This window comes from Rhizobium sp. CB3090, assembly GCF_029714285.1.
Taxonomy (GTDB): Bacteria; Pseudomonadota; Alphaproteobacteria; order Rhizobiales; family Rhizobiaceae; genus Rhizobium.
The window spans coordinates 1,755,107-1,780,870 of the sequence record NZ_CP121662.1; the positions used below are offsets into that span (position 1 = coordinate 1,755,107).

The 25,764-nt window shown below is 58.7% G+C and carries 26 protein-coding genes; 14 read left to right on the plus strand and 12 right to left on the minus strand.

The window, feature by feature from the left end; all coding sequences use genetic code 11:
• Both QA646_RS08520 and QA646_RS08525 read right to left on the minus strand, forming a co-directional pair.
• On the minus strand, positions 1 to 1,140 hold the full coding sequence (locus tag QA646_RS08520) for a DUF707 domain-containing protein (RefSeq protein ID WP_283058636.1): 1,140 nt from the start codon (positions 1,138 to 1,140) through the stop codon (positions 1 to 3).
• Between the two features lie 59 nt (positions 1,141 to 1,199).
• A complete protein-coding gene (locus tag QA646_RS08525; protein WP_283058637.1) occupies positions 1,200 to 3,488 on the minus strand; it encodes a hypothetical protein in 2,289 nt (762 codons plus the stop codon).
• A gap of 223 nt (positions 3,489 to 3,711) precedes the next feature.
• Here QA646_RS08525 and QA646_RS08530 point away from each other — a divergent pair, with 223 nt between their 5' ends.
• On the plus strand, positions 3,712 to 4,923 hold the full coding sequence (locus QA646_RS08530) for a glycosyltransferase family 2 protein (RefSeq protein ID WP_283058638.1): 1,212 nt from the start codon (positions 3,712 to 3,714) through the stop codon (positions 4,921 to 4,923).
• Positions 4,924 to 4,929: 6 nt separating this feature from the next.
• On the opposite strand, the gene QA646_RS08535 is transcribed toward QA646_RS08530, so the two are convergent.
• From QA646_RS08535 to QA646_RS08545, 3 genes are all read right to left on the minus strand, one after another.
• Positions 4,930 to 5,652 carry a phosphodiester glycosidase family protein gene (locus QA646_RS08535; RefSeq protein WP_283058811.1) on the minus strand — a complete coding sequence of 241 codons (723 nt, stop codon included), beginning with the start codon at positions 5,650 to 5,652 and terminating at the stop codon, positions 4,930 to 4,932.
• 98 nt (positions 5,653 to 5,750) lie between these two features.
• Entirely contained in the window at positions 5,751 to 6,443 is a 693-nt protein-coding gene (locus QA646_RS08540) for a 4Fe-4S dicluster domain-containing protein (RefSeq protein ID WP_283058639.1), read from the minus strand.
• Positions 6,444 to 6,544: 101 nt separating this feature from the next.
• A complete protein-coding gene (locus QA646_RS08545) occupies positions 6,545 to 8,122 on the minus strand; it encodes a trimethylamine methyltransferase family protein (RefSeq protein WP_283058640.1) in 1,578 nt (525 codons plus the stop codon).
• A 272-nt stretch (positions 8,123 to 8,394) separates the two neighbouring features.
• On the opposite strand from QA646_RS08545, the gene QA646_RS08550 reads away from it, so the two are divergent.
• The gene (locus QA646_RS08550; protein ID WP_283058641.1) at positions 8,395 to 9,096 is read left to right on the plus strand and encodes a B12-binding domain-containing protein; all 702 of its coding nucleotides are present in this window, start codon (positions 8,395 to 8,397) and stop codon (positions 9,094 to 9,096) included.
• 62 nt (positions 9,097 to 9,158) lie between these two features.
• Here the strand turns inward: QA646_RS08550 and QA646_RS08555 are convergent, their stop codons facing one another.
• Positions 9,159 to 9,320, minus strand: coding sequence for an entericidin (locus QA646_RS08555; protein ID WP_283058642.1), 162 nt, complete (start codon positions 9,318 to 9,320; stop codon positions 9,159 to 9,161).
• Between the two features lie 20 nt (positions 9,321 to 9,340).
• On the opposite strand from QA646_RS08555, the gene QA646_RS08560 reads away from it, so the two are divergent.
• From QA646_RS08560 to QA646_RS08590, 7 genes are all read left to right on the plus strand, one after another.
• Positions 9,341 to 9,979, plus strand: a complete 639-nt coding sequence (locus QA646_RS08560) for a DUF1638 domain-containing protein (RefSeq protein ID WP_283058643.1) — start codon at positions 9,341 to 9,343, stop codon at positions 9,977 to 9,979.
• Between the two features lie 229 nt (positions 9,980 to 10,208).
• Positions 10,209 to 10,511: a virulence factor gene (locus QA646_RS08565; RefSeq protein WP_107108355.1), complete on the plus strand. Its 303-nt coding sequence runs from the start codon at positions 10,209 to 10,211 to the stop codon at positions 10,509 to 10,511.
• Complete coding sequence (locus tag QA646_RS08570; protein WP_283058644.1) at positions 10,504 to 11,082, plus strand: methylenetetrahydrofolate reductase C-terminal domain-containing protein; 579 nt, start codon at positions 10,504 to 10,506, stop codon at positions 11,080 to 11,082. Before QA646_RS08565 ends, QA646_RS08570 begins: the two co-directional genes overlap by 8 nt.
• A 4-nt stretch (positions 11,083 to 11,086) precedes the next feature.
• Positions 11,087 to 12,193, plus strand: a complete 1,107-nt coding sequence (locus QA646_RS08575) for a methylenetetrahydrofolate reductase (protein ID WP_283058645.1) — start codon at positions 11,087 to 11,089, stop codon at positions 12,191 to 12,193.
• Positions 12,194 to 12,298: 105 nt separating this feature from the next.
• Positions 12,299 to 13,267, plus strand: coding sequence for a methyltetrahydrofolate cobalamin methyltransferase (locus QA646_RS08580; RefSeq protein ID WP_283058646.1), 969 nt, complete (start codon positions 12,299 to 12,301; stop codon positions 13,265 to 13,267).
• Positions 13,268 to 13,269: 2 nt separating this feature from the next.
• Positions 13,270 to 13,620, plus strand: coding sequence for a hypothetical protein (locus tag QA646_RS08585; RefSeq protein ID WP_283058648.1), 351 nt, complete (start codon positions 13,270 to 13,272; stop codon positions 13,618 to 13,620).
• 45 nt (positions 13,621 to 13,665) lie between these two features.
• Positions 13,666 to 15,669, plus strand: coding sequence for an ASKHA domain-containing protein (locus QA646_RS08590; protein ID WP_283058812.1), 2,004 nt, complete (start codon positions 13,666 to 13,668; stop codon positions 15,667 to 15,669).
• An 18-nt stretch (positions 15,670 to 15,687) separates the two neighbouring features.
• Here the strand turns inward: QA646_RS08590 and QA646_RS08595 are convergent, their stop codons facing one another.
• The gene (locus QA646_RS08595; RefSeq protein ID WP_283058649.1) at positions 15,688 to 16,629 is read right to left on the minus strand and encodes a LysR family transcriptional regulator; all 942 of its coding nucleotides are present in this window, start codon (positions 16,627 to 16,629) and stop codon (positions 15,688 to 15,690) included.
• Between the two features lie 78 nt (positions 16,630 to 16,707).
• On the opposite strand from QA646_RS08595, the gene QA646_RS08600 reads away from it, so the two are divergent.
• On the plus strand, positions 16,708 to 16,875 hold the full coding sequence (locus QA646_RS08600; RefSeq protein WP_283058650.1) for a hypothetical protein: 168 nt from the start codon (positions 16,708 to 16,710) through the stop codon (positions 16,873 to 16,875).
• A gap of 417 nt (positions 16,876 to 17,292) precedes the next feature.
• Here QA646_RS08600 and QA646_RS08605 read toward each other — a convergent pair whose 3' ends face one another.
• The 3 genes from QA646_RS08605 to QA646_RS08615 all read right to left on the minus strand — a co-directional run bounded on the left by QA646_RS08605 (position 17,293) and on the right by QA646_RS08615 (position 20,058).
• Positions 17,293 to 17,595 carry a hypothetical protein gene (locus tag QA646_RS08605; protein ID WP_283058651.1) on the minus strand — a complete coding sequence of 101 codons (303 nt, stop codon included), beginning with the start codon at positions 17,593 to 17,595 and terminating at the stop codon, positions 17,293 to 17,295.
• Between the two features lie 128 nt (positions 17,596 to 17,723).
• A complete protein-coding gene (locus tag QA646_RS08610) occupies positions 17,724 to 19,589 on the minus strand; it encodes a hypothetical protein (protein WP_283058652.1) in 1,866 nt (621 codons plus the stop codon).
• Complete coding sequence (locus tag QA646_RS08615; protein WP_283058653.1) at positions 19,582 to 20,058, minus strand: hypothetical protein; 477 nt, start codon at positions 20,056 to 20,058, stop codon at positions 19,582 to 19,584. Before QA646_RS08615 ends, QA646_RS08610 begins: the two co-directional genes overlap by 8 nt.
• Before the next feature lie 232 nt (positions 20,059 to 20,290).
• Here QA646_RS08615 and QA646_RS08620 point away from each other — a divergent pair, with 232 nt between their 5' ends.
• From QA646_RS08620 to QA646_RS08635, 4 genes are all read left to right on the plus strand, one after another.
• A complete protein-coding gene (locus QA646_RS08620; RefSeq protein WP_145677531.1) occupies positions 20,291 to 20,671 on the plus strand; it encodes a transposase in 381 nt (126 codons plus the stop codon).
• The gene (gene tnpB / locus QA646_RS08625) at positions 20,668 to 21,015 is read left to right on the plus strand and encodes an IS66 family insertion sequence element accessory protein TnpB (protein ID WP_104826328.1); all 348 of its coding nucleotides are present in this window, start codon (positions 20,668 to 20,670) and stop codon (positions 21,013 to 21,015) included. Before QA646_RS08620 ends, tnpB begins: the two co-directional genes overlap by 4 nt.
• A 63-nt stretch (positions 21,016 to 21,078) precedes the next feature.
• Positions 21,079 to 22,704: an IS66 family transposase gene (locus QA646_RS08630; RefSeq protein WP_104826329.1), complete on the plus strand. Its 1,626-nt coding sequence runs from the start codon at positions 21,079 to 21,081 to the stop codon at positions 22,702 to 22,704.
• A complete protein-coding gene (locus QA646_RS08635; RefSeq protein ID WP_104827840.1) occupies positions 22,704 to 23,000 on the plus strand; it encodes a hypothetical protein in 297 nt (98 codons plus the stop codon). Before QA646_RS08630 ends, QA646_RS08635 begins: the two co-directional genes overlap by 1 nt.
• On the opposite strand, the gene QA646_RS08640 is transcribed toward QA646_RS08635, so the two are convergent.
• Together QA646_RS08640 and QA646_RS08645 are read right to left on the minus strand one after the other, a co-directional pair.
• Positions 22,978 to 23,445, minus strand: coding sequence for a hypothetical protein (locus tag QA646_RS08640; protein ID WP_283058654.1), 468 nt, complete (start codon positions 23,443 to 23,445; stop codon positions 22,978 to 22,980). The genes QA646_RS08635 and QA646_RS08640 overlap by 23 nt on opposite strands.
• Before the next feature lie 28 nt (positions 23,446 to 23,473).
• On the minus strand, positions 23,474 to 25,762 hold the full coding sequence (locus tag QA646_RS08645; protein ID WP_283058655.1) for a transposase family protein: 2,289 nt from the start codon (positions 25,760 to 25,762) through the stop codon (positions 23,474 to 23,476).
• Positions 25,763 to 25,764: the final 2 nt, after the last annotated feature.

A 25,764-nucleotide genomic window follows, 5' to 3' on the forward strand; every position in this document is an offset into this window, starting at 1 on the left:
TCAGTTCACGCCTGGAATTCTCGTGTAGGTAAACCCATAGCTGTTCCAAAGCGCCGCTTGCTCGGCAATTGCGGAGCGCACGTCATAGCTCGCGCCGATAGGCCTCGTGTGAACAATGCCGACTCCGTCGATGACGCCCATGCGCGCAGCAGGCCGGCCGAGGAATGAAGGCCACAAATGGTCCAGGCCATAGCCCGAAACCGCATCCTTGATGCTGCCGATGCAGATGCGGAGCGCGCGTCGCGAAAAGAGCGGGCACATGATCTCGACGAAGGGTTCGAAACGAACCTCTCCGCCTTGGCGCTGCGCGGTTATCGGATGATTGATGTGGCAGCCAGGCTCCTGGCGAAGCGATGGCTGAGCCAGATCGAGCCCGTATTTGCGCGACAGATGGAACATCTTGTTCAAATCCGGTCCGCTGCACAACAGATCGTCGTCGGGCAACCAGATGCGATCGTAGTTCCAAAGCGGACTATCGTCATAAAACAGATCGAAGATCGGCTTGAACTTCCGCTGGTTCGGAGCATGGGTCAGATATTCCGGCGACACCGAGGTCTCGGGAATTTCGTTTCCGTACCAGCTTACGCAGAGATCCCAGGTGCGTGTATTGTCGTCGAGCCCTTCGAACCAGCGCGGGTGTAACGATGAACCGTTGGCGCGAACGACAACGAGATTTGCCCGACGTTCGCCCGCTGGCGGCTGTTTGATGAATCTCGCCCGACGTTCCATGTAAGGTGGCGTCGGCGCGACCGGATGCGGCGGATGATCGACAAGGTTCAGAATGTAGATGGCCTCGACGCCGGCAAGGACGGCATGACCGGCAAGCGCCACAACCGCTGAATTCACGACGCGAGCCGCGGTGAATACGATCGTTGGCATTCCTTGACTATCGAGGATACAAAGTTTTCCGTTGGCCACGTACCAATGGTCGAGTGATCCGTGAGGGGCATTCCCGACTAGTCCCTCGGGGGCAAGCACAAGGAACGGCAACAACTGCCGCCCGTCCAGATCGCTCAATTGCCAGGATGTGCCGGAAAGCATCTCTGCCTGCAAATGCGGAGCATCGGACCACTGTGCGGCAATTGCCACACGCTCCGCCTGCGTAAGAGTTTGCAGGTTACTCGCTGCGAATGATGTCATGAATTGCCCCTATTACTCGGCCTGTCTGATTTTGTCCGGCTGCGCTGGCGGGACGACATTCAATTGACGCGACGTACCTCGTAGGCTTCACCGTTCAGATTGTTGATCTGCATAACCTGGCCATCCTGAGCCGGCCGCAGCAAATCGATCATCTTCGAGTTGGTCCAGTTCATGGCGGCGGATCCGTCCGCCATCGGGAACCAGGTGGCGACGACGCGCCCGCCGAGACGGACAGTGAAATCGTTCAAAAATGTCACTTGCTGACCCGTATTGGTCGCCCAGGTACCCACTATGCGACCGAGGTTCGGAAAACGGTCCAGGGCCGGTTTCAGGTTTGTGATGACGCAAGCCATACGATCGGGACGAGAGGGCCGTGTTACCACAGCGGCAAGCTCATAGGCCGGATCGATGCTTTTAAACAGACCGAGCCATTGTCCGGGGTGGAGAACTGCGCAATGGCTGTGTCCGTCATCGTAGCAGGCAATGACGTGATAGTTGATTCGCGCACTGTCGTGCATTTTGCGCAGGAGTTGCGGCAGCACGCGAGGTTCGAAATGTTCAAGAACGTCGGCCGAGCAGCAGATGTCGCCCTGTGGGAGGTTGTCGACGAGAACATTGATCGTCCGGAACATGACGTTGGCCGGAAGTTCTCCCATCTGCGGCGAGCGCGCCCAATCGAGCCCGATGACGGTCTCTACACGGCGCGCGATCTCGTGCAGAAACCGGCCATTGCCGCAACCAACCTCTACGACCACTCTCGGAGAAGCCATGCTGATGATATCGGAGTGATCCACCAGCCAATTGTTTTCCTGATATCCTCTGTCGGTGTCATGCAGGCGCTGATAGTCATTCGCGGTGATGTTCCGGCTAGCGAGGTTCGGATCCAAACCCGATGCGTAACCACTTTGCAGCAATTCGGCATCAATAGCCGCCGCGGCCTGCGGATTCTGACGCATTTTCACGGCAAGCTCCGCATAGCGTATGAACGCCTCGCGCGAGGTATTTCCGCGGACCATTTCGCCGATGCTTGCCACAAGAGCAGCCTGATGCAGGATCATCGCAGCCTGGGTTGCAGTTTCCAGCATGACGTCGGCGTTCGCGGCCTGTCCGGCCGGGCGGACAACTTCATTCTTTTCAGCGGCCAGACGGTCGGCAAGCTCGACTGCCTGGCGAGCGATTCTCTGCACGTTGGCAAGTTCCGCCTGAGACTGGTTGAACATGCGCCGCATGTCCTCGACCTGGCCGTATGCGCGGAAGAGCTCTCTGCGGTCGTCGCGGGGCATGATTCCCGTCGGGAGGGAAATCTTCGAAATCGCATGATCCACGCACCGCTCGATGGTTGACATATCGTAGATCGAGAAGCAGCAGCGATCGAGATAATATGCGAGAAACCTTGCCGCGCGACCGTCATCAACCGGCAAGGCGGCTGAGAATGCCTGGTTGAGTTCGTCGAGGGATGAGATCGCGGTCGTTGCCAACTCATATTCGCTCGCCGCGAAGGAAAAAACTGGCTTTCCATAGAGGAGCGCTTCCATTCCAACGCCCGAATTGGCGACGATAACGCAATTGCAGCCTTCAAGATGGCGATGAATCGAGGCGTTGGAGATGATAACGTTTTTGAACTTCCGACGCAGATCATCGAGCGTTTGCCCAACGACATTGCTGTCGCAAAGAGGGTGACGCTTCACGACCAGCAAAATACCCGTCTGATCCGCCAGTTCGGCCGCGCGGTAAAGAACCTCAAGCGTATTCAGCCGGCAGAATTCCGAGACCGGGTCGTCGACCTTCTGCAACGGAAAATAGACGTAAGGGCGGGAGACGTCGAAACCTTCCGAGGACTGGTTGTATTTGGACAAATTGCGTTTGCGGAGTTCGTCGCGCAATGCCCCGATACGCTGACGCGCAACGTTAGTGTCCATGCTATCGATCGCGGCGGCATGGTTCTGCGGAAAGCGCGCAAGCGAACTCCAGCCTGAGAAACCATTGGCATCGAAGGAATACCATCCGGCAATAGGGGTCTCCTTGATGCGCCACACATTCGGTTCGTCGCCCACTGAATGGTACGAAATCACAATGCCGCCTGGGCGGGCGTTGCGTGGCATATGATGGACGCCAAACATGACAGGCGACATGTTCACCGACACCGGACGCTGTGCAAGAACGGAACACAGACGCACAAACATCCAGCGATGGCGGTCCCCGTCCTGATCGATTGGAAACCATGTCACCGGAACTTCGAGATCAACGGCGATACGAGCCTGATCTGCAGCAACCGATCCTTCCGTCGCTCCAAAAGGCATCAGTTGTTCGCCGGACACAGCGAGATTCCAGCCCGAGTTGATTTGCATAAAAAGTCCTTCCTTGACCCCACCCTATTGCGCACAGGATTCCAGCCATGGCTTGCGTCAAGCTGTCTGAGATATGTTTTGATCGTTTGTTCTGATTGGATCGAAGCCGCTCCGCACGGTCAAAGAGGATCAAAGGCGGACAAGGACAGCCTCGCGAAAGCAATCTCTCCTATCGAACGGCAAAGCTTGCGCTCCGAATCGCGCCGATGCCCTGGAGAAGTCGATGTCCTCTATTGAATCCCCCGTCCTTTCGATCTGCGTTCCGACCTACAATCGTCAGTTCATGCTTGAGCGCAACGTAAGCTTCCACCTGGATTCTTTTCGCCGGCTAAACATTCCCTTCGAGATCGTGATCGTCGATGACTGCTCGACGGACAACACCGCGGCCTATGTCCAATCCATCTCGCATCACCCGGAAATCAGCGCCTACCGCCGCGCAAGCAATTCCGGTTTTCTCAGCAATTATGCCTTCGCCATGCAGCGTGCCCGCGGTCAATACGCGGTCTTCCTCGGAGATGACGACTTGCTCATTCCGGAAAAGGTCGTCGAGTATATCCGCTTGATGGCGGACGACCAGAGGATCGGCATGGTGCAGGCGCCGTGGATGCTCGTTGATGGAAGGCCCGGCGGCGGAGACATGCAGCCCTTTTATCACCTGTCCTATCCGACGCGTCATGCGAAGGGCGATTTCCATTCGATGCTGGAATTCATTCTGGAGCGGCACGTCTTTCCCGAGTTCATGATCATCCGACGTGATGTTCTGGCCAAGTCGATCTCCAGCCCGACGCCCTTCATCTTCTGGGCGTTTCTCTATACGACCCGTGCGCTCGACAAGGCCGACATCCTCTTCATGCCGGAGCCCTTCGCACGCGTAACGGCTGTTTCCGACGACCCGCGCCTGCAGCAGGGCAACAAGGAATGCATGTTCCAATGGGACACCTACAGAGGCGGCCTGGAATATCTTGCCTCGCAAGCCCTTCGCGACGGCCGGCTTCCTGCCGATTACCGGACATCCCTGGTGCACCGCATCACGCAATTCATGTTGCAACGCCAGGCGGTCGCCATGCGCCTGCACGTCAACGCGCAGAATTGGGTCGAGGCCTACATCATGTATCATCGCATGGCGGCCTATCACCCTTCGCCGCTGCCGCCGGAATCCTACGACCAGATTCGCAAGCTCGCCGGCATCGCGACCGCCGCAACGGAAGCGATCGCATTCAACGGCGAACCCGTCATTCTCGAGCCGATCGTCGACGACACGACGATCAATCTTCTGCCGCCATCGATCCGGGAACGTCTGAGCCGGGAAGCTCCCGAACTCGATAGGTCCGACAAGCCACGGGCTTTCCTTCGCTTCACGCAGAACTTTCCGCCCAATCCTGGTCCGAAGGACGGTTTGTTTGATATTCTCACCTATATCGAACAGTTCGTCTAAGACTCCTCAGCCCGGCAGCAGTTCCGTCACCGCGATGATCGGGCCGAGCGGGAATAGCTCATCCCGCCTCTGCCATTCCGGTATATCGAGGCTGGAGATGCTGCCGTCGAGGAAGAGTGCATTAGCACAGCGCAGATCGTCACGGAACAGAGTCGCAAAATCGTGGAAGCGGACGGCGCCGTCCGACACGGCAAAGATGACCTTGCCGTCTGCGGAGACGCCGACGCCATTGCGAATCTTGAAACTGGTGCTGTCGGCAAGGAACGACGGATGCAGCTTGCCGTCGATCACCAGCATCGGGCCGGATTGCGTCGCGTAGATCGGCTTGATGCCGGAGGCCACGAAGGCCTTGCTCTCCATGATGCCGGCACGGCCCTGCTCAATATAGAAGACGCCATTCGGCAGCAGATGAAAATTGCCCCAGCCCTTGTTGGTGTTGATCGCTCTCTGCTGTTTGCCTTCTTCGATGTAGAGGCCGACCGGCGACTGATCATCCCTGTACATGCCGCCGTTCATCGCAAATCGGATTTGGATGCGGTCCTGGCGGAGATCGTTTTCCAGCGCCCGGAACGAACCGTAGGGCTTGCCGCTACGGTCGTTCTCATAAAGCCGGATACCGTCTTTGGCGGGATCGAAGGTGCAGACCGTATAGCTGTCGCCGAGATGCTGAACCTTGCGGCAGGCCTCATCAGCAAACGCCGTGGTGGCGCAGATGAGGATGGCAAGCATGGTCAGCAACCGAATCAAACGCTTGGGCTCCGCAGCGAATTTCGCAAGCTTTAAGGGCGCAACGAAAATGCGGCAAAAGAAGGAAATTCCTCTCCTTCTCAGGATCGAAGTGCCGCCATGTGAAAAGCAAGCTGCGCCGGCGAGTAGCGATAAGCCGATCCCACTGGACAGGCATTGCGCGCCAGACAGCCACCGATCATGCAGCCGGTTTTCCCTGCATCCGTCTGAAGATGCGACCGACAGGCGGCAACATCAAAACCGACCGATGTGATAGCGTCGACGGGACAGGCGGTCAGGCAGGGCTTTTCGGCGCAATGATCGCAGGGATGCGCAGCGATCCTACCTGGACCATCCTCTTCGATCGTGCCGGCAAACCCGAGTGCCCCGCGATAGCCGTGCCATAAGCCATAATCCGGATGGATCAGGATGCCGAGCGGCGATGCCTTCAAACCTTCCGCCTGCATTGCCCATCGCTGGAACGGCTGCCACGGCGGATCAGAGGGGAAATAGGCTGTCGCTTCGAATGCCGAGGCAAGAGGCTTTATAATCGCCTTCGACCACTCATCTAACGGATCGGTATGGCCGGAATTTTCGGACGCTTGTCGCCACCGGGAAAACGGCTCCCAGATGGAGCCGCCGATATTGCCGAGCAGGATCACGCTCCGCGCCGGCATCCCGTCGGCCAGTAGCGGTCCCTCGCCTTCATCGAAGGAAATGATCCCGCGAATAAAAACTCCGTGCGGCGCAAGCGCCGCACGGAGTTCGCTGACAATCACGGAGCCGCCGCTCATCGCGGCCCCTTATATTGATAGTGCGGCCGCCAGACCTCTTTCTGAATTAGATCGGCGACGCGTACTGCGCCGCCTTGCTCCCTGGCGGCTTCGGGCTCTCTTCAGGTGAAAGCGTCCGGCATCGAATCCTTGCGCTTCTGGATGTAGGCCAGCAGCGCTTCATCGATCGCGGGATCGAGCGGCGGTGCTTCGTAATGGTCGAGCCAGGAGCGGCAAAGCGCATTGGCGCGTTCCTCAATGCGCTTCTGACCTTCGATTTCCCACTGCTCGAAGGAATTGTTGTCGGCCAGCGCCGAGCGGTAGAAGGCGGTCTGGAAGTTGGCCTGCGTATGGCCGCAGCCGAGATAGTGACTGCCGGGACCAACTTCGCGGATAGCGTCCAGCGCCTGGCCGTTTTCTGAGAGATCGACGCCCTCGGCCATCTTCTGCATCATGCCGAGCTGATCCTGATCAATCATGAACTTCTCGTAGGAGCTGACGAGACCGCCTTCGAGCCAGCCAGCGGCATGCAGCACGAAATTCGTGCCGGCAAGCAGCGTCATGTTCAGCGTGCTGGCCGATTCGTGCGCCGCCTGCGCATCCGGCACCTTGGAGGCGCAGAGCGAACCGCCGGTACGGAACGGTAGGCCGAGACGACGGGCGAGCTGAGCTGAGCCGTAGGATACCAACGACGGTTCCGGCGTGCCGAAGGTCGGTGCGCCCGACTGCATGGAGATGGAGGCGGCGAAGGTGCCGTAAAGCACCGGCGATCCCTTGCGAATCAACTGCGTGAAGGAAGCGCCAGCCAGAACTTCGGCCAGGATCTGCGTCAGCGTGCCGGCAACCGTCACCGGGCTCATCGCGCCGGAGAGAATGAAGGGCGAGACGACGGAGGCCTGGTTGTGCCGTGCGTAGACCTTCAATGCACCGAGCATGGTCTCGTCGAACACCATCGGCGAATTGGCATTGATCAGGTTCAGCGTAACGCAATTGTTTTCGACGAACTGGTCACCGAAAACGATCTTCGCCATGGCAATCGTATCTTCGGCGCGTTCCGGCGCGGTCACCGAACCCATGAACGGTTTGTCCGAATACTTGATATGGCTGTAGACCATATCGAGATGGCGCTTGTTGACGGGGATGTCCACCGGCTCGCAGACCGTGCCACCGGACGAGTGGATCGACGGCGCCATATAGGCGAGCTTCACGAAATTGCGGAAGTCCTCGATCGTCGCGTAACGGCGATTGCCTTCGAGATCGCGAACGAAGGGCGGGCCATAGACCGGCGCGAAGATCGTTGCCTTGCCGCCGACCTGAGCGTTGCGGGCGCTGTTGCGTGCATGCCAGGTGAATTCCTTTGGCGCTGTCTTCAGGAGTTCGCGGCAGAGCCCTTTCGGGAAATGCACCCGCTGACCCTTAACATCGGCGCCGGCTTCCTTCCAGAGTTCCAGTGCTTCCGCATCGTCGCGAAACTCGATGCCGATTTCTTCGAGTACGGTATCGGCATTGCGCTCGATGAGCTGCAGGCCTTCCTCGTCCAGCACTTCGTAGACGCCGATCTTGCGCTGAATATACGGAAGCGACGGACCTGGTCCGCCACCGCTACGTGATGCGCGTCGCGCCGCCGCCCCCCTGCCCTCGCCGCGCGAACGCCGTCCGCCACCATCACCTGCGGCCGGTTGCTCAATCATATCGTCCATGATGCTTCCTCACTCTTGCGCATGAATGCGTCTGTACACTTGCCCCATGCTACTCGATTCCGTCGCACGGACATTCCTTTATGCGCCAGTGACTAGCATAGGACAGACATGGCCGGGGCGAAATTGCTTCATATCCATCCATTCCATCCGTCGCGATTTATCTGCGCTACGTCGCTTTCGAAAAGGGTTTTGTTAGGCTTCCGGTCTATCGGTAGTAACAGCATTGTTTTATAGAAGCCCCTGATGCATCGCACGAAAACGGGATGGAGCGCATGTCTGACGAAGAAATCATTCTCTCGGAACTTTCAGATGAGGAACTTGTGCAGCAAATGCACGACGACCTCTATGACGGACTGAAGGAGGAAATCGAGGAAGCGACCAATATCCTCCTCGAACGCGGCTGGGCACCTTACGACGTCCTGACCCAGGCGCTTGTCGAAGGCATGCGCATCGTCGGCATCGACTTCCGCGACGGCATTCTCTTCGTTCCCGAAGTTCTGCTTTCCGCCAACGCGATGAAGGCCGGCATGTCGATCCTGCGTCCGCTGCTGGCGCAGACCGGTGCGCCGAAGCTCGGCAAGATGGTGATCGGCACCGTCAAGGGCGACATTCACGACATCGGCAAGAACCTCGTCGGCATGATGATGGAAGGCGCCGGCTTCGATGTCATCGACCTCGGCATCAACAACCCGGTCGAAAACTATCTCGACGCCATCGAGCGCGAACAGCCCGATATTCTCGGCATGTCGGCGCTGCTGACGACGACTATGCCCTACATGAAGGTCGTCATCGACACGCTCAAGGAAAAGGGCATGCGGGATGACTATGTCGTCCTCGTCGGCGGCGCGCCGTTGAACGAAGAGTTCGGCAAAGCTGTCGGTGCCGATGCCTACTGCCGTGACGCGGCCGTGGCCGTCGAAACCGCCAAGGACTTCATGAAGCGCAAGCACAACAGCCACGCTGCCAGCGCCTGATCGCGACGAATGCCAAGACGGCGGCATCCATAGGGTTGCCGCCGTCCGATCGGCACCCCAAATCAGTTGGTAGCCGCTTTCTTGACCTTGTGGCCGGCATCCTCGGTCGCGTTGACGGCATTGGCGGTATCCCTGCCGATGCCGCGAATCGTGTTGGCGCATGAAGCGAGTACCATGAGGACTGCGCAGGCGGTGGCGATTTTGGTAAGTGTCGGTGCGGTCATGATCGGAAGCCCTCTCGGAAATGGATATTGATCGACAAAAGGCGGAGACAACAACTCCGCGAGACAAACGCACAAGCGTGCAAAAGGTTTATGTGATCGCGTGCGGCGCAATCGCGCGCGAAATACTCGCGATCGTCAGAATTAATAACCTCGATCACATCGACCTGCACTGTCTTCCCGCGATCTACCATTCCTATCCACAGAAGATTGCCCCTGCCCTCAGGGAGGCGATTGCGGATGCCCGCTCACGCGGATTCGAGAAGATTTTCATCGGCTACGCCGATTGCGGCACCGGCGGCGATATCGACAAGATCTGCGAGCAAGAAGGCATCGAGCGTCTTTCCGGCCCGCACTGCTATTCCTTCTTCAGCGGCAACGAAGCCTTTGCCGCTCGCGACGATGACATCACCTCGTTTTTCCTAACCGATTTCCTGGCCCGCCAGTTCGAATCCTTCGTCATCGTGCCGCTCGGCCTCGACCGGCATCCGGAGTTGAAGGAAATGTATTTCGGCAATTATCGCAAGGTCGTCTATCTCTCACAGGAAGAGGATCCGGCGCTGCAGGAAAAGGCAAAAGCAGCAGCAGCCTATCTCGGCCTGGACTACGAATACCGCTTCACCGGCTATGGCGATCTTGCCCGTGAGTTGCCGGCCGTCTGATTACGACATTGTCCGTTGCCGCCCCACTTGCGGCGGCCGCTGGACATCGCCATGCTGAAAGCCCCGAATCTCAGCGAAAAACAAGACGATGTCACTCAGAGGTGACGAGAGGTGTCGGTTGTGTGAAGACAGTTTCGACGCCGCGTCGTTTTTTGGCATGGGCCGCGTCGCCGCAAGCGCAGTCTCCGGATCGGCGGACGTGCATTCTTGTTCAAAGAGGAGAATTTGCATGGCAGATCGCATTGTCGTCTACTGGCGGGACATTCCTGCCCAGATCATCATTAAGAAAGGACGGCAATCGGCCAAGCGTGAATTGTCGCTGCGCTTCACGGAAGCGATCGACATGTGCGCCATGCGCACCGGCGCCGCCGAAACCGACGACTATCTGGCCGAATGGCGCAAGGCCGATCCCGTGCCGGTCTCCGATGATCTGGAAGCAGAGGCCGACAAGGCCGCAAGCGAACTCGAAGCAGCCTATGATCGCGAGCGCCTCGTGGCATTGGTAAAAGCCGGAGGACGTGACAATGGCTGATGCAGTCCAAAAGCCGGGCAACGCCGCAGCGGGTGCAAAGGCGGCCAGCGGCGCCTATACGCCATCAGGTGTTTCGCCGAACCGCCGTGCACGGCGCAAATACACTGTCCGTCTCTGGGCCGTGCGTCATTCGCGTTTCCTCGAGTGGTTTTATCATCGCTTTGCCGACGCCTTCCTCCTGCTGCATCCGCTCTGGAACTCCATCGGTTATGCCCGCGTCGAACGGCCGATCACCTTCGTCGAGCGCAATGTGAAGGGCTTTCTCTTCGATTGCCGCATGTGCGGCCAGTGCGCCTTGTCGTCGACCGGCATGTCCTGTCCGATGAACTGTCCGAAGCAGTTGCGCAACGGCCCCTGCGGCGGCGTGCGCGCCAACGGCAATTGCGAAGTCGAGCCCGACATGCCCTGCGTCTGGGTTCAGGCCTGGAAGGGCTCGCGCAATATGAACGGTGGCGATGCGATCTTGAACGTGCAGAAGCCGGTAAACCAGTCGCTGCGGGAAACCTCCTCCTGGCTGCGCGTGACGGCGGAAGCTGCGGCAGCGCGCGAAGCGAAGAAGAAGGAAGCCTGATCGAATGGCGCATATTGATGAAAATCCGCTTGGCGCGCATTTGCCGCTCGATCCCCTGCCGGGCCACTCGTCGCTTGGGCGGCTGGAGCGCGTGCTGCGCCGCGGCGAGTTCGCCGTCACGGCCGAGCTGAACCCGCCCGACAGCGCCAATGCCGAAGATGTCTACGAGCGCGCCTCCATTTTCGACGGCTGGGTGGACGGCATCAACGCCGTCGATGCCTCCGGCGCCAATTGCCATATGTCCTCGGTCGGCATCTGTGCGCTGCTGACGCGCATGGGCTATGCGCCGATTATGCAGATCGCCTGCCGCGACAAGAACCGCATCGCTATCCAGGGCGATGTGCTGGGCGCGGCCGCCATGGGCGTCTGCAACATCATGTGCCTGACCGGTGACGGCGTGCAGGCCGGCGACCAGCCGGGCGCCAAGCCGGTTTTCGACCTCGACTGCATGTCGCTGCTCGAAACCGTGCGGATGATGCGCGACAATGCAAAGTTCCTCTCCGGCCGCAAACTGACCTCGCCGCCGAAGGTTTTTCTGGGCGCCGCCATCAACCCTTTTGCGCCGCCTTACGACTTCAGGCCGCATCGCCTGGCAAAGAAAATCGAAGCCGGCGCGCAATTTGTCCAAAGCCAATATTGCTACGACGTGCCGATGTTTCGCGAATACATGAAGAAGGTCAGGGATCTCGGCCTGGATGAGAAATGCTTCATCATGGTCGGTGTCGGACCGTTGGCTTCTGCCAAAACCGCGCGCTGGATGCGCTCGAACGTTCCGGGCGTGCATATTCCGGACGCAGTGATCAAGCGCATCGAAGGCGCTCAGGATCAGAAGAAGGAAGGCAAGCAGCTCTGCATCGACATCATCAACGAGGTGAAGGAGATCGAGGGCGTTTCCGGCATCCATGTCATGGCCTACCGCCAGGAAGAATATGTCGCCGAGATGGTGCACGATTCGGGCGTCTTGAAAGGTCGCCAGCCGTGGAAGCATGAATCGAGCCGCACCGATGCGCTCGTCGCCGAGCGACTGGAGCATATTCGCGGCGGCATGGAGGAAAACCAACAGCAAATGGCCGAAGCCGCCGCCCATCATCCGCCGCACCTGGCGCATTGAACCAGAATGTTTTTAACAGGCCCGCAGAGGAGCCGGCCTGGCTTGTAACCGAAATCATCGCACGATAGACCACCTTTATCGGGCCAACTGACCAGAGGATCAGACATGACGCGCACCATCGTTGCTTCAGCCACTCGCGAAATCATCATCGGTTTCGACCAACCCTTTTGCGTGATCGGCGAACGCATCAACCCGACGGGGCGCAAAAAGCTGGCCGCCGAGATGATCGAGGGCAATTTCGAGACGGTCATCAAGGACGCGCTGGAACAGGTAGCCGCTGGCGCCACCATGCTCGACGTCAACGCCGGCGTCACCTCGGTCAACCCGAACGAGACCGAGCCGGGCCTGCTGGTGAAGACGCTGGAAATCGTTCAGGGTCTCGTCGATGTGCCGCTCTCGATCGACAGCTCGGTAACGGCCGCCATCGAGGCTGGCTTGAAGGTCGCCAAGGGCCGGCCGCTGGTCAATTCCGTGACCGGCGAAGAAGAGAAGCTTGAAGCCATCCTGCCGCTGGTGAAGAAATACGACGTACCCGTGGTCGCCATCTCCAATGACGAGACCGGCATTTCCATGGACCCCGACGTGCGTTTCGCCGTCGCCAAGAAGATCGTCGAACGCGCCATGGACCACGGCATCAAGCCGCATGATATCGTCGTCGATCCGCTCGTCATGCCGATCGGCGCGCTGGGCGATGCCGGCCGTCAGGTTTTTGCACTGCTGCACCGCCTGCGCAACGAGCTGAAGGTCAACACCACCTGCGGCCTCTCCAACATTTCCTTCGGCCTGCCGCACCGCCATGGCATCAATGCCGGCTTCATCCCCATGGTGATCGGCGCCGGCATGACCTCGGCGATCATGAACCCCTGCCGCCCGCAGGAAATGGAAGCCGTTCGCGCCGCCAACGTGCTGAACGGCACCGACGCGAATTGCACCAATTGGATCATGACCTATCGCGATTACAAGCCAGCCGAAGGCGGCGCTTTAGCTGCTGCCTCCACGGCAGCGCCGGCAGCAGGCGGCGGTCGACGTGGGGGACGCGCGGCGCGTGCGGGCGCGGGCGCTTCGAGAGAATAACGATGTATCCGAGCAGCCGCCTTTCCAACCATCTTGCGACGTTGTGGCTTCAAGCGCCCATCGTCATTGCGATGCGTACGCAGCAGATGTGGATGGCGGCGATAACCGGCGGTACCTTGAACATCGCGGAATTCAACCGGATGATCTCGGAAAAAATGATGGCTGCGGCGGAAAGCGCCGTCGCAGTCAACATAGCCATTATCAAACAGAACGTCATGGCGATGACGGCGATGGCAACGGGCAGCAGCTCCTCATCGCGTCGCGCAGCCGATGCGATCGCTCAAGCCGCCGTCAAGCCTTACAGCAAGCGCGTCCGATCGAACGTGCGCCGCCTCACCAGACAGAAAGGCTGATCCGTGGCCCAAGCCAGCGACAGCACGAATCCCCTCGTCCTTTTCATGCCCTCCGGCAAGCGTGGCCGTTTTGCGGTCGGCACACCGGTGCTGGAGGCAGCACGGCAGCTTGGCGTCTATGTCGAGAGCGTCTGCGGCGGCCGCGCGACATGCGGGCGCTGCCAAGTGTCGGTGCAGGAAGGCAATTTCGCCAAGCACAAGATCGTCTCCGCCAACGACCACCTCTCGCCGATCGGCCCCAAGGAAAAGCGTTACGCCGAAGTCCGCGACTTACCCGACGGGCGTCGCCTCTCCTGTTCGGCCTTGATCCAGGGCGATCTGGTCATCGACGTGCCGCAGGATACGGTGATCAATGCGCAGGTGGTCCGCAAGGCCGCCGACGAGCGCGTCATCGCCCGCGATACGGCCGTGCACATGTGCTACGTCGAGGTCGAAGAGCCGGATATGCACAAGCCATCGGGCGATCTCGACCGGCTGAAAGCCGCATTGGCCGCCGACTGGAAATACGACAACCTCGAAATCGATTTTCATATCATCCCGCAGGTACAATCGATCCTGCGCAAGGGCGAGTGGAAGGTTACGGCCGCGATTCATAGGGATAGTGAGGGCGACCGTCCGCGCTTGATCGCACTTTATCCCGGCCTGAAGAACGAGGCCTATGGCATTGCCTGCGATATCGGCTCGACGACAATCGCCATGCATCTCTCTTCGCTGCTGTCGGGTCGCACGGTGGCGTCCGCAGGCGCTTCCAATCCGCAGATCCGCTTCGGCGAAGACCTGATGAGCCGCGTCTCCTATGTGATGATGAATCCGGATGGCCGCGGCGCCATGACGAATGCCGTGCGCGAGGCGCTGAACGGGCTGATCGACAAGGTCTGCGCCGAGGGCGGCGCATCTCGCGAGGATATTCTGGACGCCGTCTTCGTCGGCAACCCGATCATGCACCACCTCTTCCTCGGCATCGATCCGACCGAACTCGGCGGTGCCCCCTTCGCACTTGCCGTCTCCGGCGCCGTGCATCTGACAGCGGCCGAAATCGGCCTGCCGATGAATGCCGGCACGCGCATCTATATGCTGCCTTGCATTGCGGGCCATGTCGGCGCCGATGCTGCCGCCGCGACGCTGGCCGAAGGGCCGCACAGGCAGGACGAAATGATGCTGCTGGTCGATATCGGCACCAATGCCGAGATCGTGCTCGGCAACAGCAATCGTGTTGTCGCAGCCTCCTCGCCGACCGGTCCAGCCTTCGAAGGCGCCGAGATTTCCAGCGGCCAACGCGCCGCTCCCGGTGCCATCGAGCGTGTGCGCATCGATCCCGTCACACTGGAGCCGCGCTATCGCGTGATCGGCGTTGAGCCGTGGTCGGATGAGCCTGGCTTCGAAGAAGCCGCAGCCAAGGTCGGCGTTACCGGCATCTGCGGCTCGGCCATCATCGAAGTGGTCGCCGAGATGTTCCTGACCGGCATCATCTCTGAAGACGGCGTCGTCGACGGCAACATGACGGCGCGCTCGCCGCGCATCCTGCAGAACGGCCGTACCTTCTCCTATCTGCTGCGCCACGGCGAACCCCGTATCACGGTGACGCAGAATGATATCCGCGCCATTCAGCTCGCCAAGGCCGCGCTTTATGCCGGCGTCAAGCTGCTGATGGACAAGCAGGGCATCACCCATGTCGACCGCATCGGCCTTGCAGGTGCCTTCGGTTCCTTCATCGATCCGAAATATGCCATGGTGCTGGGTCTGATACCGGATTGTACCCTCGACAAGGTCAAGGCGGTCGGTAATGCCGCCGGCACCGGCGCACGCATGGCGCTCCTCAATCGCGGCCACCGCCGCGAAATCGAGGAAACCGTCAGCAAAATCGAGAAAATAGAGACGGCGCTTGAATCAAAGTTTCAGGAGCATTTCGTCTACGCCATGGCCCTGCCGAACAAGGTCGATGCCTTCCCCGAACTGTCGAAGGTCGTGACATTGCCGGAGCGCAAGCAGCTTGCCGACGATACCGCTGGCGAAGGCGGCGGACGCAGACGTCGCCGCAGCCGCGAGTAATACGCGACTGACGGCGGCTCATGCGGCCATTTTCCGCCCAATCTCTATGAATGCCTGACGGATGCTGTCGGCGACCGCCTTCATTGGACCGGTCATCTGCGAGGCGGTCAGCAAGCGAATGTCGAAGGGTGTGAGTTCCGGCAGCCCCTCATTCGGCCCAAGGATTTCCATATCCTCCGTGACGTAAGAGCGCGGAAACGGCGCAACCGCCAGGTCCGAGACGACGGCGGCGCGCTGTGCCATCGTATGAGCGCTGAGATAAGAAACGCGGTAAGGCCGCTTTTGCCGATCGAGCTGCGCCAAAGCCTCCGATCGCCAGATACAGCCATCTTCCCAAATCGAGATCGGCAACGGATCACGGCGATAGGCCGTACCGCACTTTGCGCCGGCCCAGACCAAGCGTTCGGTATAGATAACCTCGCCCTCGGTCGGGAAAGGCCGCGTTGCGCAGTTGATCAACGCCAGATCCAGTCGCTGCTCTACGATACGCCTCTTCAACTGAAGACTCATGTCGACGGTAACGTCGACCATGATGCCGGGATAACTTTCCGAAAAACTCCTCAGAATGCTCGGCAGCAGGCGCTCGCCGATATCGTCGGGGGCGCCGAGCCGCACGACGCCGCTGAGCTCAGGCATGATGAAGCGTGACACGGCCTCGTTGGAGAGCGCCAGGATGTTGCGAGCATAGGAGAGCAGCATTTCACCATGCTGCGTCAGGCTGACGGAGCGCGCATCGCGCAGGAATAACGTCACGCCAAGTTGCTCTTCCAGCTTCTTGATCTGCATCGAGACAGCAGACGGCGTGCGATAGACCGCATCGGCAGCAGTCGAGAAATTGCCGGTTTCGGCAATGGCGACGAAAGTGCGCAGAACTTCATTGTCGAGCAACGGTATGGGCCGGCGAAGCGGTACGGTCATAACGGCGTCCTTCAATTTTTCTGATTTTAAACACCATATCATTTCATTTGTCTGAATGTCAACGAAGCACCATATTAGACCTAACGAAATTGATGAGACAGCCGAAAGGAGCTACGAACCATGGCTGACACAGCACTTCACGAAGCATCTCGCCTGTTCAATCTCATGCGCGCCCGCGAGATTCGGCGCACCGCACAGCACACACTCGATGAAATCGCCGCGCGTTTCCCGGCGCATCTGATTGACGACGTCAATGCCCGCGGCCTGCCGCCGGATCGTGTGATTTGAAGAACTCGGCTTAAAGAGAATCAACTAACTAATTAATTTAAAAGGGCTTAGATGCCTCTATAGCGAATCTTTAAAGGGCTTATCCCGTTCGTACAGGTGTCAAGTACATCTAGCGTTCACGCATAACATGTCTCTCCTGCTCGGCTATACAAGCAGCACGAGCGAAAGCCTGTTTTCAACGCGTAGGGCGGAGGATCGTTCGCCGTCTCGGGATTCGCCGATGACAGCGCGTGTGCCGTACCTAGCGAAGAAGCGGTGGCGGAACGGCTTCAGATGCCCGAGGTGCGGCAGGGAACCGCGCCTAGCGGCTGTGGGCGCTTCGGTGGGTCTGGGAGTGCCAAGACGTTAGGGTGAACGGCAATGCGAGACGAGTGACATCTCCGCCATATCCCGCCGGAACCGAGAACTTGGTAAGCCTTAAGCCGGATCGATGATGCCAACCACTCTGCCCACGATTTCATCGACCGTATCTGCATCAAGCGTGTCAACAAAACGTGCGGTTTTTTGCTGAACACGGGACACGATGTCGAAGCTCCTGACGTGGTTGCAGAGCGCAACTCCGTTGGTTTCATGCCCCGTGATATTCACGGCCATCCCGATTCCGGGCGCTCGCCGCGCGCCGCTCGACGAGCGGTACGCCTTGCAGATCGTCGCGTCCACCATCACGACGCCGTCGGCCGCGGCCGCCGGGCGCAGCGCATCGAAGACGCGCCGCCTCACGCCCTTGAGTGCCCAGCGGCGATAGCGGCGGCGGATCGCGTCGGTGTCGGCGCGGGATAGGCCTTAGCTTTAATTCAAAAAAACAGCCTTGTTCGTAGTGAAATGCGAAGGAAATCAATGGCGACCGTTCATTCGATGCAGGGGATTAACGCTGCCCCAAAGTATCGCTCAACGTCCGACCGGCGCCACACTCGACACCCATTGGAGTAAGTCATTACGGGCTCAACTCCCGCACTGAGCATTGGGATAAGAATGCTTCGCGTCAGTCTTCCCCCAGTGCAACTCGGCACGCGCACGCCTAACAGGCTGCTCAATTCGAACTCCGACCGAAACTTCATAATCGACTCTGCAGTAAAAGGCGGCGTGACAAGGCCGGCCGTCGTCGCATTTTGGAACCCAAACGTGTTAAGTCCAGTGCTCGTATAGAATTCACGCTTGGAGAGTGGAAGCTTGTGCCAGGAGTCTGTCTCTTCATTTTGTTCGGCCAAGAGGAGAGAGAGCCCGTCCAGGTCCTGGATATAGAGCCTCTCCAATGCGGAGAAGCTGACGCTTCTCGTCCACCAGTACCGGACACGCCCGGAAAGCAGCCAATTGAAAATGCGCCCCCATGGATCGTCAGTTCGATTGAAGAGTGCGGAAACCACTCGTCGCAACTGTATTGCGTCGATTGGCAAATGCGTTTTCGATGAATTTGAGGCTAGTCGGTGAACAAAATCCCTAGCTGCGATGGCGAACGTCGATTTCGTTGACTCTTCGGAGTCGGGGAGAGGGAGCAATCCGCCGCTGGCCATCGCCATAAGGCTCGGCACCGAAACCCCAATGTGCTTTGTAAATTGACGGACGTCCGCCCGTGACCGAAGCACGACAGCCTCCGCAAGTAGCTTTGGGTTACAATCGGCAACCCTTCGAGCTATCCACTTTCTGAAAGGTGGATACTCCACATCAAATGCAGTTAATTTCGAAACCTGGAACGAAATCTCGCTCAGGCCGGATCGAATTTTCGCGGTGCGAACCAACTGCTTCATGCTGCTCCGAATCCTGGCATCTAATCGGGTATTGAAAAACAAGGACTTTGCTGAAGGGAAAGTCGCTTTTTCAGTTTGATAAAGAAGCTTCTCTTCGAATGCTGCGGGCCACCCACGTACGATTTCCGCGGCGACCGCAAGATCGCAAGCCGAAATCTGCAAGCGAGGACCGGTTGGCTTTTTGTCTGAGATTATTTTTGATAGCGCGACCATGAGGCCGAACACTTCGCCGTCGCGTAAATTGTCGAAGTCAGCATGAAGCTCTGATCTAAAACCAGCACGTTTGTTCCGCGAGCCTGGATCCACAAAACTGGTAGCAAAATCAAGGTTTTCCCAGTAGCATTCTTCAACAAGATCCTGGGGATGCTCTCTCAGGTCGACAGCTAGGAGTTTCCCCTCTGGAGTGATTCTGCTGCACTGGTCACAACACCAGATATCTCCCATGAATTTATATCCCAATTGCCGCCGGCAAATCGGACAGTCCTGCAAAAGAATTTCCTTAGTTTCCGGATCGAACCCGATCGGCCAAACACGCCATATGCTCCTCAGATACGGAGCTTCCCTCAAAGCCAGAGGAGATACGCGTCGGATCGGCGAAAAAAACTTCTTGTCCAGCCACACGTCGAAGAACGGCCGTAAATATTTGGCGGGTGGCGAGTATGTGTGCAGAAGAGGTCTCAATTCGTCAGGTCCTTTTGCATTGCCGAGCAATACTGAAAGTGCTTCTGCCGTGATACCGTATCTGTCTATTCCGGGCGTCGACCTCTTAGTTATCCCTTTGGACAGCGCCAAGAGTTTACACGACATCGCGGGATGAAAGCCGTTTTCACATGCCGCCCTGATAAGTAGGTCTTCCAGGCATTCCCCCGGATACGGATTGACCGGGACACAATAGGAACTCCCCTTTGTCCGGTGGCGGCGAAGGTAGTAGTCCGGCTCGAATTCCGAAGATGGATCGACACTATGCATGCGCGAACTCCTCCGCCTCGTCACGCAAATATTCCTTCATGGAAGGAATATGGACAGGACCTTCGATGAAAGGATTGTAAGAGCAGAGACCGATTCGAAGAGGCAGCTTTTGAACGGCTCCGGCCAGATGTTCAACTGTGAGAACGCTCTCACTCTTCAAAACCATAAGTTCTAGCGCGTCGCGAACGATAATCGCCACTAGGCCGAGGCGTCCCTTTGAAGCGATGTTAAGACAAAGCGGTGTGTCGCCCTGGACCAGCAGCGTCGGTCTCTCCGGCAAGATGCCATGCTCTACGATCTTCAAGACAAGCCTGCCGCAGAATTCGTTGAATATCTCCATATCCCTTTTTATGGACGGATGAAGCGGTCCGAACTTGATCGGCTCTTCGGATCGAGTAAGAACCTGATGCTCGAAGATCACCCTTTCCGCATGCTGGGTTCCGACGAAGACGATGGGCCATCTCTTCACCCAGTTCTTCAAAGTGTTTTGCAGTTCCGAAGCGTCGTCCCGCCGGTTGATCGGTCCGGAAGACCCCTGTCGTTTGATATGCTGCGTCTCGTCCAAGAATATGATTTGATATCCTTTCTGCGCTAGAATCTTTGTAACCGCCCGATTGTGGCCGCCTGTCGGAGATCGGCTTACTTGTTTATGACCCGTCTATAACGACGTCGTTAGCGACGTGCTTTAGGCGAGACCTGCGATGCGCGTGGAAATTCTCGGCGATGAACGTCGCCGACGTTGGAGTGATGAGAGCAAGCTGGAGGTCGTGCTGTCGGTAGGCGTCGACGGCGCGTCGGTGACAGAGGTGGCGCGCCGGTATTCGGTCACGCGGCAGCAGGTTTACACCTGGCGGCGTGAATTGCGGAAGAAGGGCCTGCTGTCGCCGCCGTCGACGACGGTGTTTCTGCCGCTGGACATGCCGCCGGCAGGGGACAGCAAAGAGGCTCGGGCTTTTGATGGCATGCAGGTTTTGCCTGCAATGATGGAATTGCAACTGCGCTGCGGACGAAGCCTTCGCTTCAGTGGCGATGTTGATGTGGTTGCACTGAAGCGCCTGATCCGGGCAATCGAGGCGGCATGATCGGGCCTGGGACAGGTGTTCGGGTTTATATCGCCTGCGGTGTCACGGACATGCGCAAGGGGATAGAGGGGCTGGCTGCTCTTGCCCAGGATGTGCTGCGCCAGAAGCCGACGGGAGGTGCGGTCTTCGCGTTTCGGGGCAAGCGGGGCGACCGTTTGAAGCTATTGTATTTTGACGGCCAGGGGTTCTGCCTTTATTACAAAATCTTGCAGAAAGGGCGGTTTCCATGGCCCTTGGCAGCAGATGGAGCAGCCCGGTTGACGTCTGCTCAACTGGCAATGCTGTGGGAAGGGATTGATTGGCGACGGCCCGACTGGGGCGTTCCTCCGGCCCGTGTCGGTTGACTTTATCTCACTGAATTTGCGTGTTTTTATGGATATTGACCCTGACCTGTGGTAGTCAGGTTCATGTCAAACGCGAGCCAAAATCTTCCCGATGATCCGGCCTTCCTGAAGGCGATGATCGCCTCGCTTGAGGCGAAGAACGCGAAGATGTCTGCGACCTTGCAGGCGCATGATCAGTTGATCCAGTCCCTGCGGCTGCGCATCGCCAGGCTGAAGAAACATGGCTTCGGCAAGTCGTCGGAAAAGATCGAGCGGGAAATCCAGCAGTTGGAACTGGCGCTCGAGGACCTGATGATTGCCGCTTCGGAAGGCAGCAGCGAGCCACTCGCCGAGGACGAAGAAACGGAGCCTGCCGCGCCTGAGGAAAGCATGCCTGAAAAGACCATGCGCCGCCGTCCGCGCGTGTCGGACAAGGCCGCTCGCGAGCGCAGGGAACTTGATCCCGGAACGTGCTGCCCCGCTTGTGGTGGCGAACTGCGGCTTGTCGGCGAAGACGTCAGCAAAATCCTCGACATGATCGCCGCACAGATGAAGGTCATCGAGATCGCCCGGCTGAAGAAGTCCTGCCGCTGCTGCGAGAAGATGGTGCAGTTGCCCGCGCCCAGCCGTCCGATATCGGGCAGCATGGCGGGCGCTGGTCTTCTGGCCTATATCCTGGTCTCGAAGTTCGACGACCACTTGCCGCTCTATCGCCTGAACGAAATCTTCGCCCGCATGGGCGTTGATATCCCCGACAGCACGTTGGTCGATTGGTGTGGCCGCGCCATGCAGGTGCTCCTGCCGCTGATCGAGTTGATCGAAGCCGCGATCATGAGCAGCGACCTTCTCCACGCCGACGACACGCCGATCCGGGTTCTGGATCGTTCTCTACGCGACAAGGGGCTGGGGAAAGGGGTGAAGAAGGGCAGGCTCTGGACCTATGTCCGGGACCAGCGCCCATGGGCGGGCATAGCTCCGCCCGGTGCGGTCTATTATTTTGCTCCCGACTGGAAGGAAGAGCACGTTCACCGTCACCTCAAGGAGGCGAGCGGCATCCTTCAGGCCGATGGCTACAAAGGCTATGCGAAGTTATATGAGGCCGGAACGGACGGGAAACGCCGCTTCCGGGAGGCTTCATGTTGGGCGCATTGGCGGCGCGACTTCCACGATATCTGGACCTCGAACAAATCCGAGATTGCCCGCGAGGCTCTCGACCGTATCGGCGCGCTTTACGACATCGAGCGCGGCATTGCAGGCAAGTCTGCCGATATCCGTCTTGCCGCGCGCCAGAAGCACAGCAAGGCAAAGGTCGAAGCATTCCGCGTCTGGGCCGAAGCGCAACTGACCCGTATCCCCGGCAAGAGCGATCTGGCGGGCGCTTTCCGGTACGGCTTGAGCAGGTGGTCTTCATTCTGCCTGTTCCTGGAAGATGGCCGTGTCGCAATCGATAACAACGCCGCCGAGCGGGCGTTGCGTCCTATCGGCGTTGGAAGACGAAACTGGCTCTTCGCGGGTGCCGACACTGGAGCAGAAACCCTGGCGCGGGCCATGACGATTATCGAAACCGCCAAGATGAATGGCCTTGATCCGCAGGCCTATCTGGCTGATGTGCTCGACCGCATTCAGGATCACAAGATCAATCGCCTCGCGGAGCTGCTTCCATGGAACTGGAAGCCGACAGCGGCAATCATCTGCGCCGAGGCCGCTTGATGGCAACGGTCAGCTTCGTCTTCACCATCGACTATGTCGCCGAAATCCTCGATGAGGACGTCGACCTCCTCAGGGAGATCATCAGCAATGATGACAACCTGACCTATGGGAATATCATCAGCGTCGTGACCGGAGATGACGAGAGCACACCCGCTCTGACAGACGATGGCATCGACGAACTTAGGCAGATGCTGACTGAGGCGCGTCGGTCAGCCGAAAAATGGCAGGAGTTCCTCGATTGCTTTGTCCTCGACGAAGAGATCGCCGCACGCGTCAAGCCATATTCCCCGCGGTAGCAATCGGGCCGTTACGAATCTTTTCCACACGAAAGCGTTTGCTCATGGTGGTTCCGCCAAACGGGTCCGGATCACCGAGCGCTTTCAGGAAGTCTGACATCAATCCGGTAGTTGTAGTCGAACCGCTCAACTCGACGTGCAGCGCCAGGGTCTGCAACTCCCTCAAGACCTTCCGGGGAGCGTTGTCCTTCAACAAACCCTGCCTGATACACTCCTCGACGATGATCGTCTCAATGTACCACAGGACAGTGGTGCTTTTCCCGGAACCCGAGCCCGCGAACAGGCTCGTCGCCGTCTGCTGGGCGTCCGGGGCTTCGACTTTCCGCCTTCTCAGCTTTTCGAACATGGCGACGGCGGCCTCCTGGTGCGGATGCTTGATGCGCATCGTGCTGAATTCCCTGAAGATGTCGTATTCCGAAATCACAAGCGGGGGGTGGACCGGCATGGCTTCTCCTTTGGTCGGGAGTCGGAACTCAGTCGAGATCGTCTGCAAGCGCATCGAGGAAGCTTGAAGCGTCATCGATGATAGGAAGTGCGTGAGGCCTGGCGTTGGCGGGTCTCTCGACACGTACGGAAGCGCTGGCCGCTTTCCTGAGCTCGTCTATTAGCTTGTTTTTCTGGCGCGTTTCCTGCGCCTTCCGGGCGCCGCGCTGTTGATCCTTGTGGGAGACCAGGGGGGACTTGCGGACAATTGCCGGCATCTCCTGGGGGATGTCGTATGGAGCATCGCCGTTGATGGTCGGATCGACGGTTCCCATTTCGATGTCGTCGCCCTCGGCCAAGGTATAGACGACGAGCTCCCCTTCCGCGGCCACCTTCTTGTTCGCCTTTCTAGCCTGAAGGATCGCACGTTCCGCTCGGGCCAGGTCCCGCGCCCTGTCGCGGAGCCTTAGAAATTCGCATTTTGCGAGGATCAACTCCTCCTCGCTCACGAAGTGCCTGTCGAGCCTGCGGTCCGCCTCCCTGATGAGTCTGGCTTCATTGTAGCTTAGGCCCTCGGCGAACCTCGGCTTGCTGTTGGGCAGCCGCACAAATCTGTTCCTTACATGATCTACGATATAGATGTGTGAGCAGTCATGCGGATAGATGATCGCCTCGACAGCCACCTTTCCGCCCTTCCTCCGGCTGGACCGCATTTCCGCGGGCAGCGTCGCGCGAAGAAAATCTTCAGTCACATCCTTATGGTGGAACACGTGGGTGTCATAGGCGACTCCCGCCCCATTGAACCACAGCCGCTTGCGGATTCCGCAAAGGATGTCGAAAAGGTCTAACCGCTTCGGCACGGAGCGCCCCACCATTGCGTCGTTCACCTTTTCGGACCACAACCTGGCCGGAATACCCTCCAGCGTCCGATTCCTACCGAGATGGTGGACGTTGACGATCCAATGCCACATTACCCCAGTAGCGAAATCGAGGGCCCACTGCGCCTTCTCCTCGGGCTTCAGCCTTCGTGCCGCCAGAGCTTGGGGCTTGTATGGTATGCCGCCCGGAGCGTTGTGCCAGAGGGAATGGTTGTAAGTGTTGAATCCCCTCTCCACGATGGCCTTCGCCTTCGGGGTTCCTTTGGGCGCCAGCTCCATGTCAATGCCTGAGTCCGCGAGCAGCGTCCGTGAGGAGAATCCGATATTCTCGACGCCATTGTCGAAGGTCATCTCCTTTGGCATGCCACTGCCATCGGTCGCCCCCTTCTTCTTGCCGAAGCGCTCTATCAGGAAGAGCTTCGGTCGTAGCATCTGCTTGATCGCCAGTTGGACCGTCAATGCCGATGGCTTTTCGAAGGTCAGGATCGCGGCAAGTATCATGCGAGAGTAGACGTCGAAGATCGAGACGAGCCACGGCCGCCTGCGGTCTTCTATATTGCCGTCCTCGTCGTAGATGTTGATCCAGGTGTCGACGAGGGTCTGATCGATCTGGACGCGCTGGAGCGGGAAGTCCGCCGACGCGCCCTTGGCCCTTCCGCCGTATTCCTGCAGGGCTCGACGGGGTTCCCGTTTGGCGAGTCGCTCCTCGGTCTCCTGTCCCCGGATATGGTCTTCGACGGCCGTGCGTCTCGGATATTTCAGCGATGATTCGCCGCGCTGCTGTCGAGCCCGGTCCTCCAATATCGCGTCGCCAAGGAACTTGTCCACGACATCCTTGAGCGTCGGAGGTTTCGGAATCCCCTCGCTGTAGAACTCATCGACGGCGTTCTTGAGCCTCCGCAGGACCCATGGATCGGTCCACTTGCGCTTGCTGTGTGCTCCCCTTTGGCTGATATAATCCGCCAGGCAGCGGTTATGAGGGACGCCCTTCTCCAATGCGCGACGGAGGGCCGAATAGGACGGCTTGTGAAAGTGGCCCGCCGCCTCCGCGGCGGGGTAGGTTCGGTCAATGAACGCCGTGTAGCCAGCATTGGATCTGGACACTTCGTCGGGCGCGGCGTCGAAGCGCTTCACGTAGAATAGGAGCATGGCCGCTTCCGCGACCTTCACCTGAGCAGCGTGGATTTTCTTGCGGGTCTCAAGCGGCGTTTTCGGCAGCGAAGGATCCATTAGCGCGTGGATGTCGATGCGATCCACCCAGTTCGACGAGAGCTGCCGGACCGCAGCCCTGTCTTTGATCATTTTCGAGAGCTTGCCCTCGTCGAACGGCACGGGTCTTCCCGTAGTCCCGTCGACAAATATCATCTGCCCGCCGGCGACCTGCTTCACGAAGGTGTACTCCCTCGTGACGCCCTCGAACGGGATACGGTAGCAATCACCTCTCGCGAGCTTTAGTGTCATGG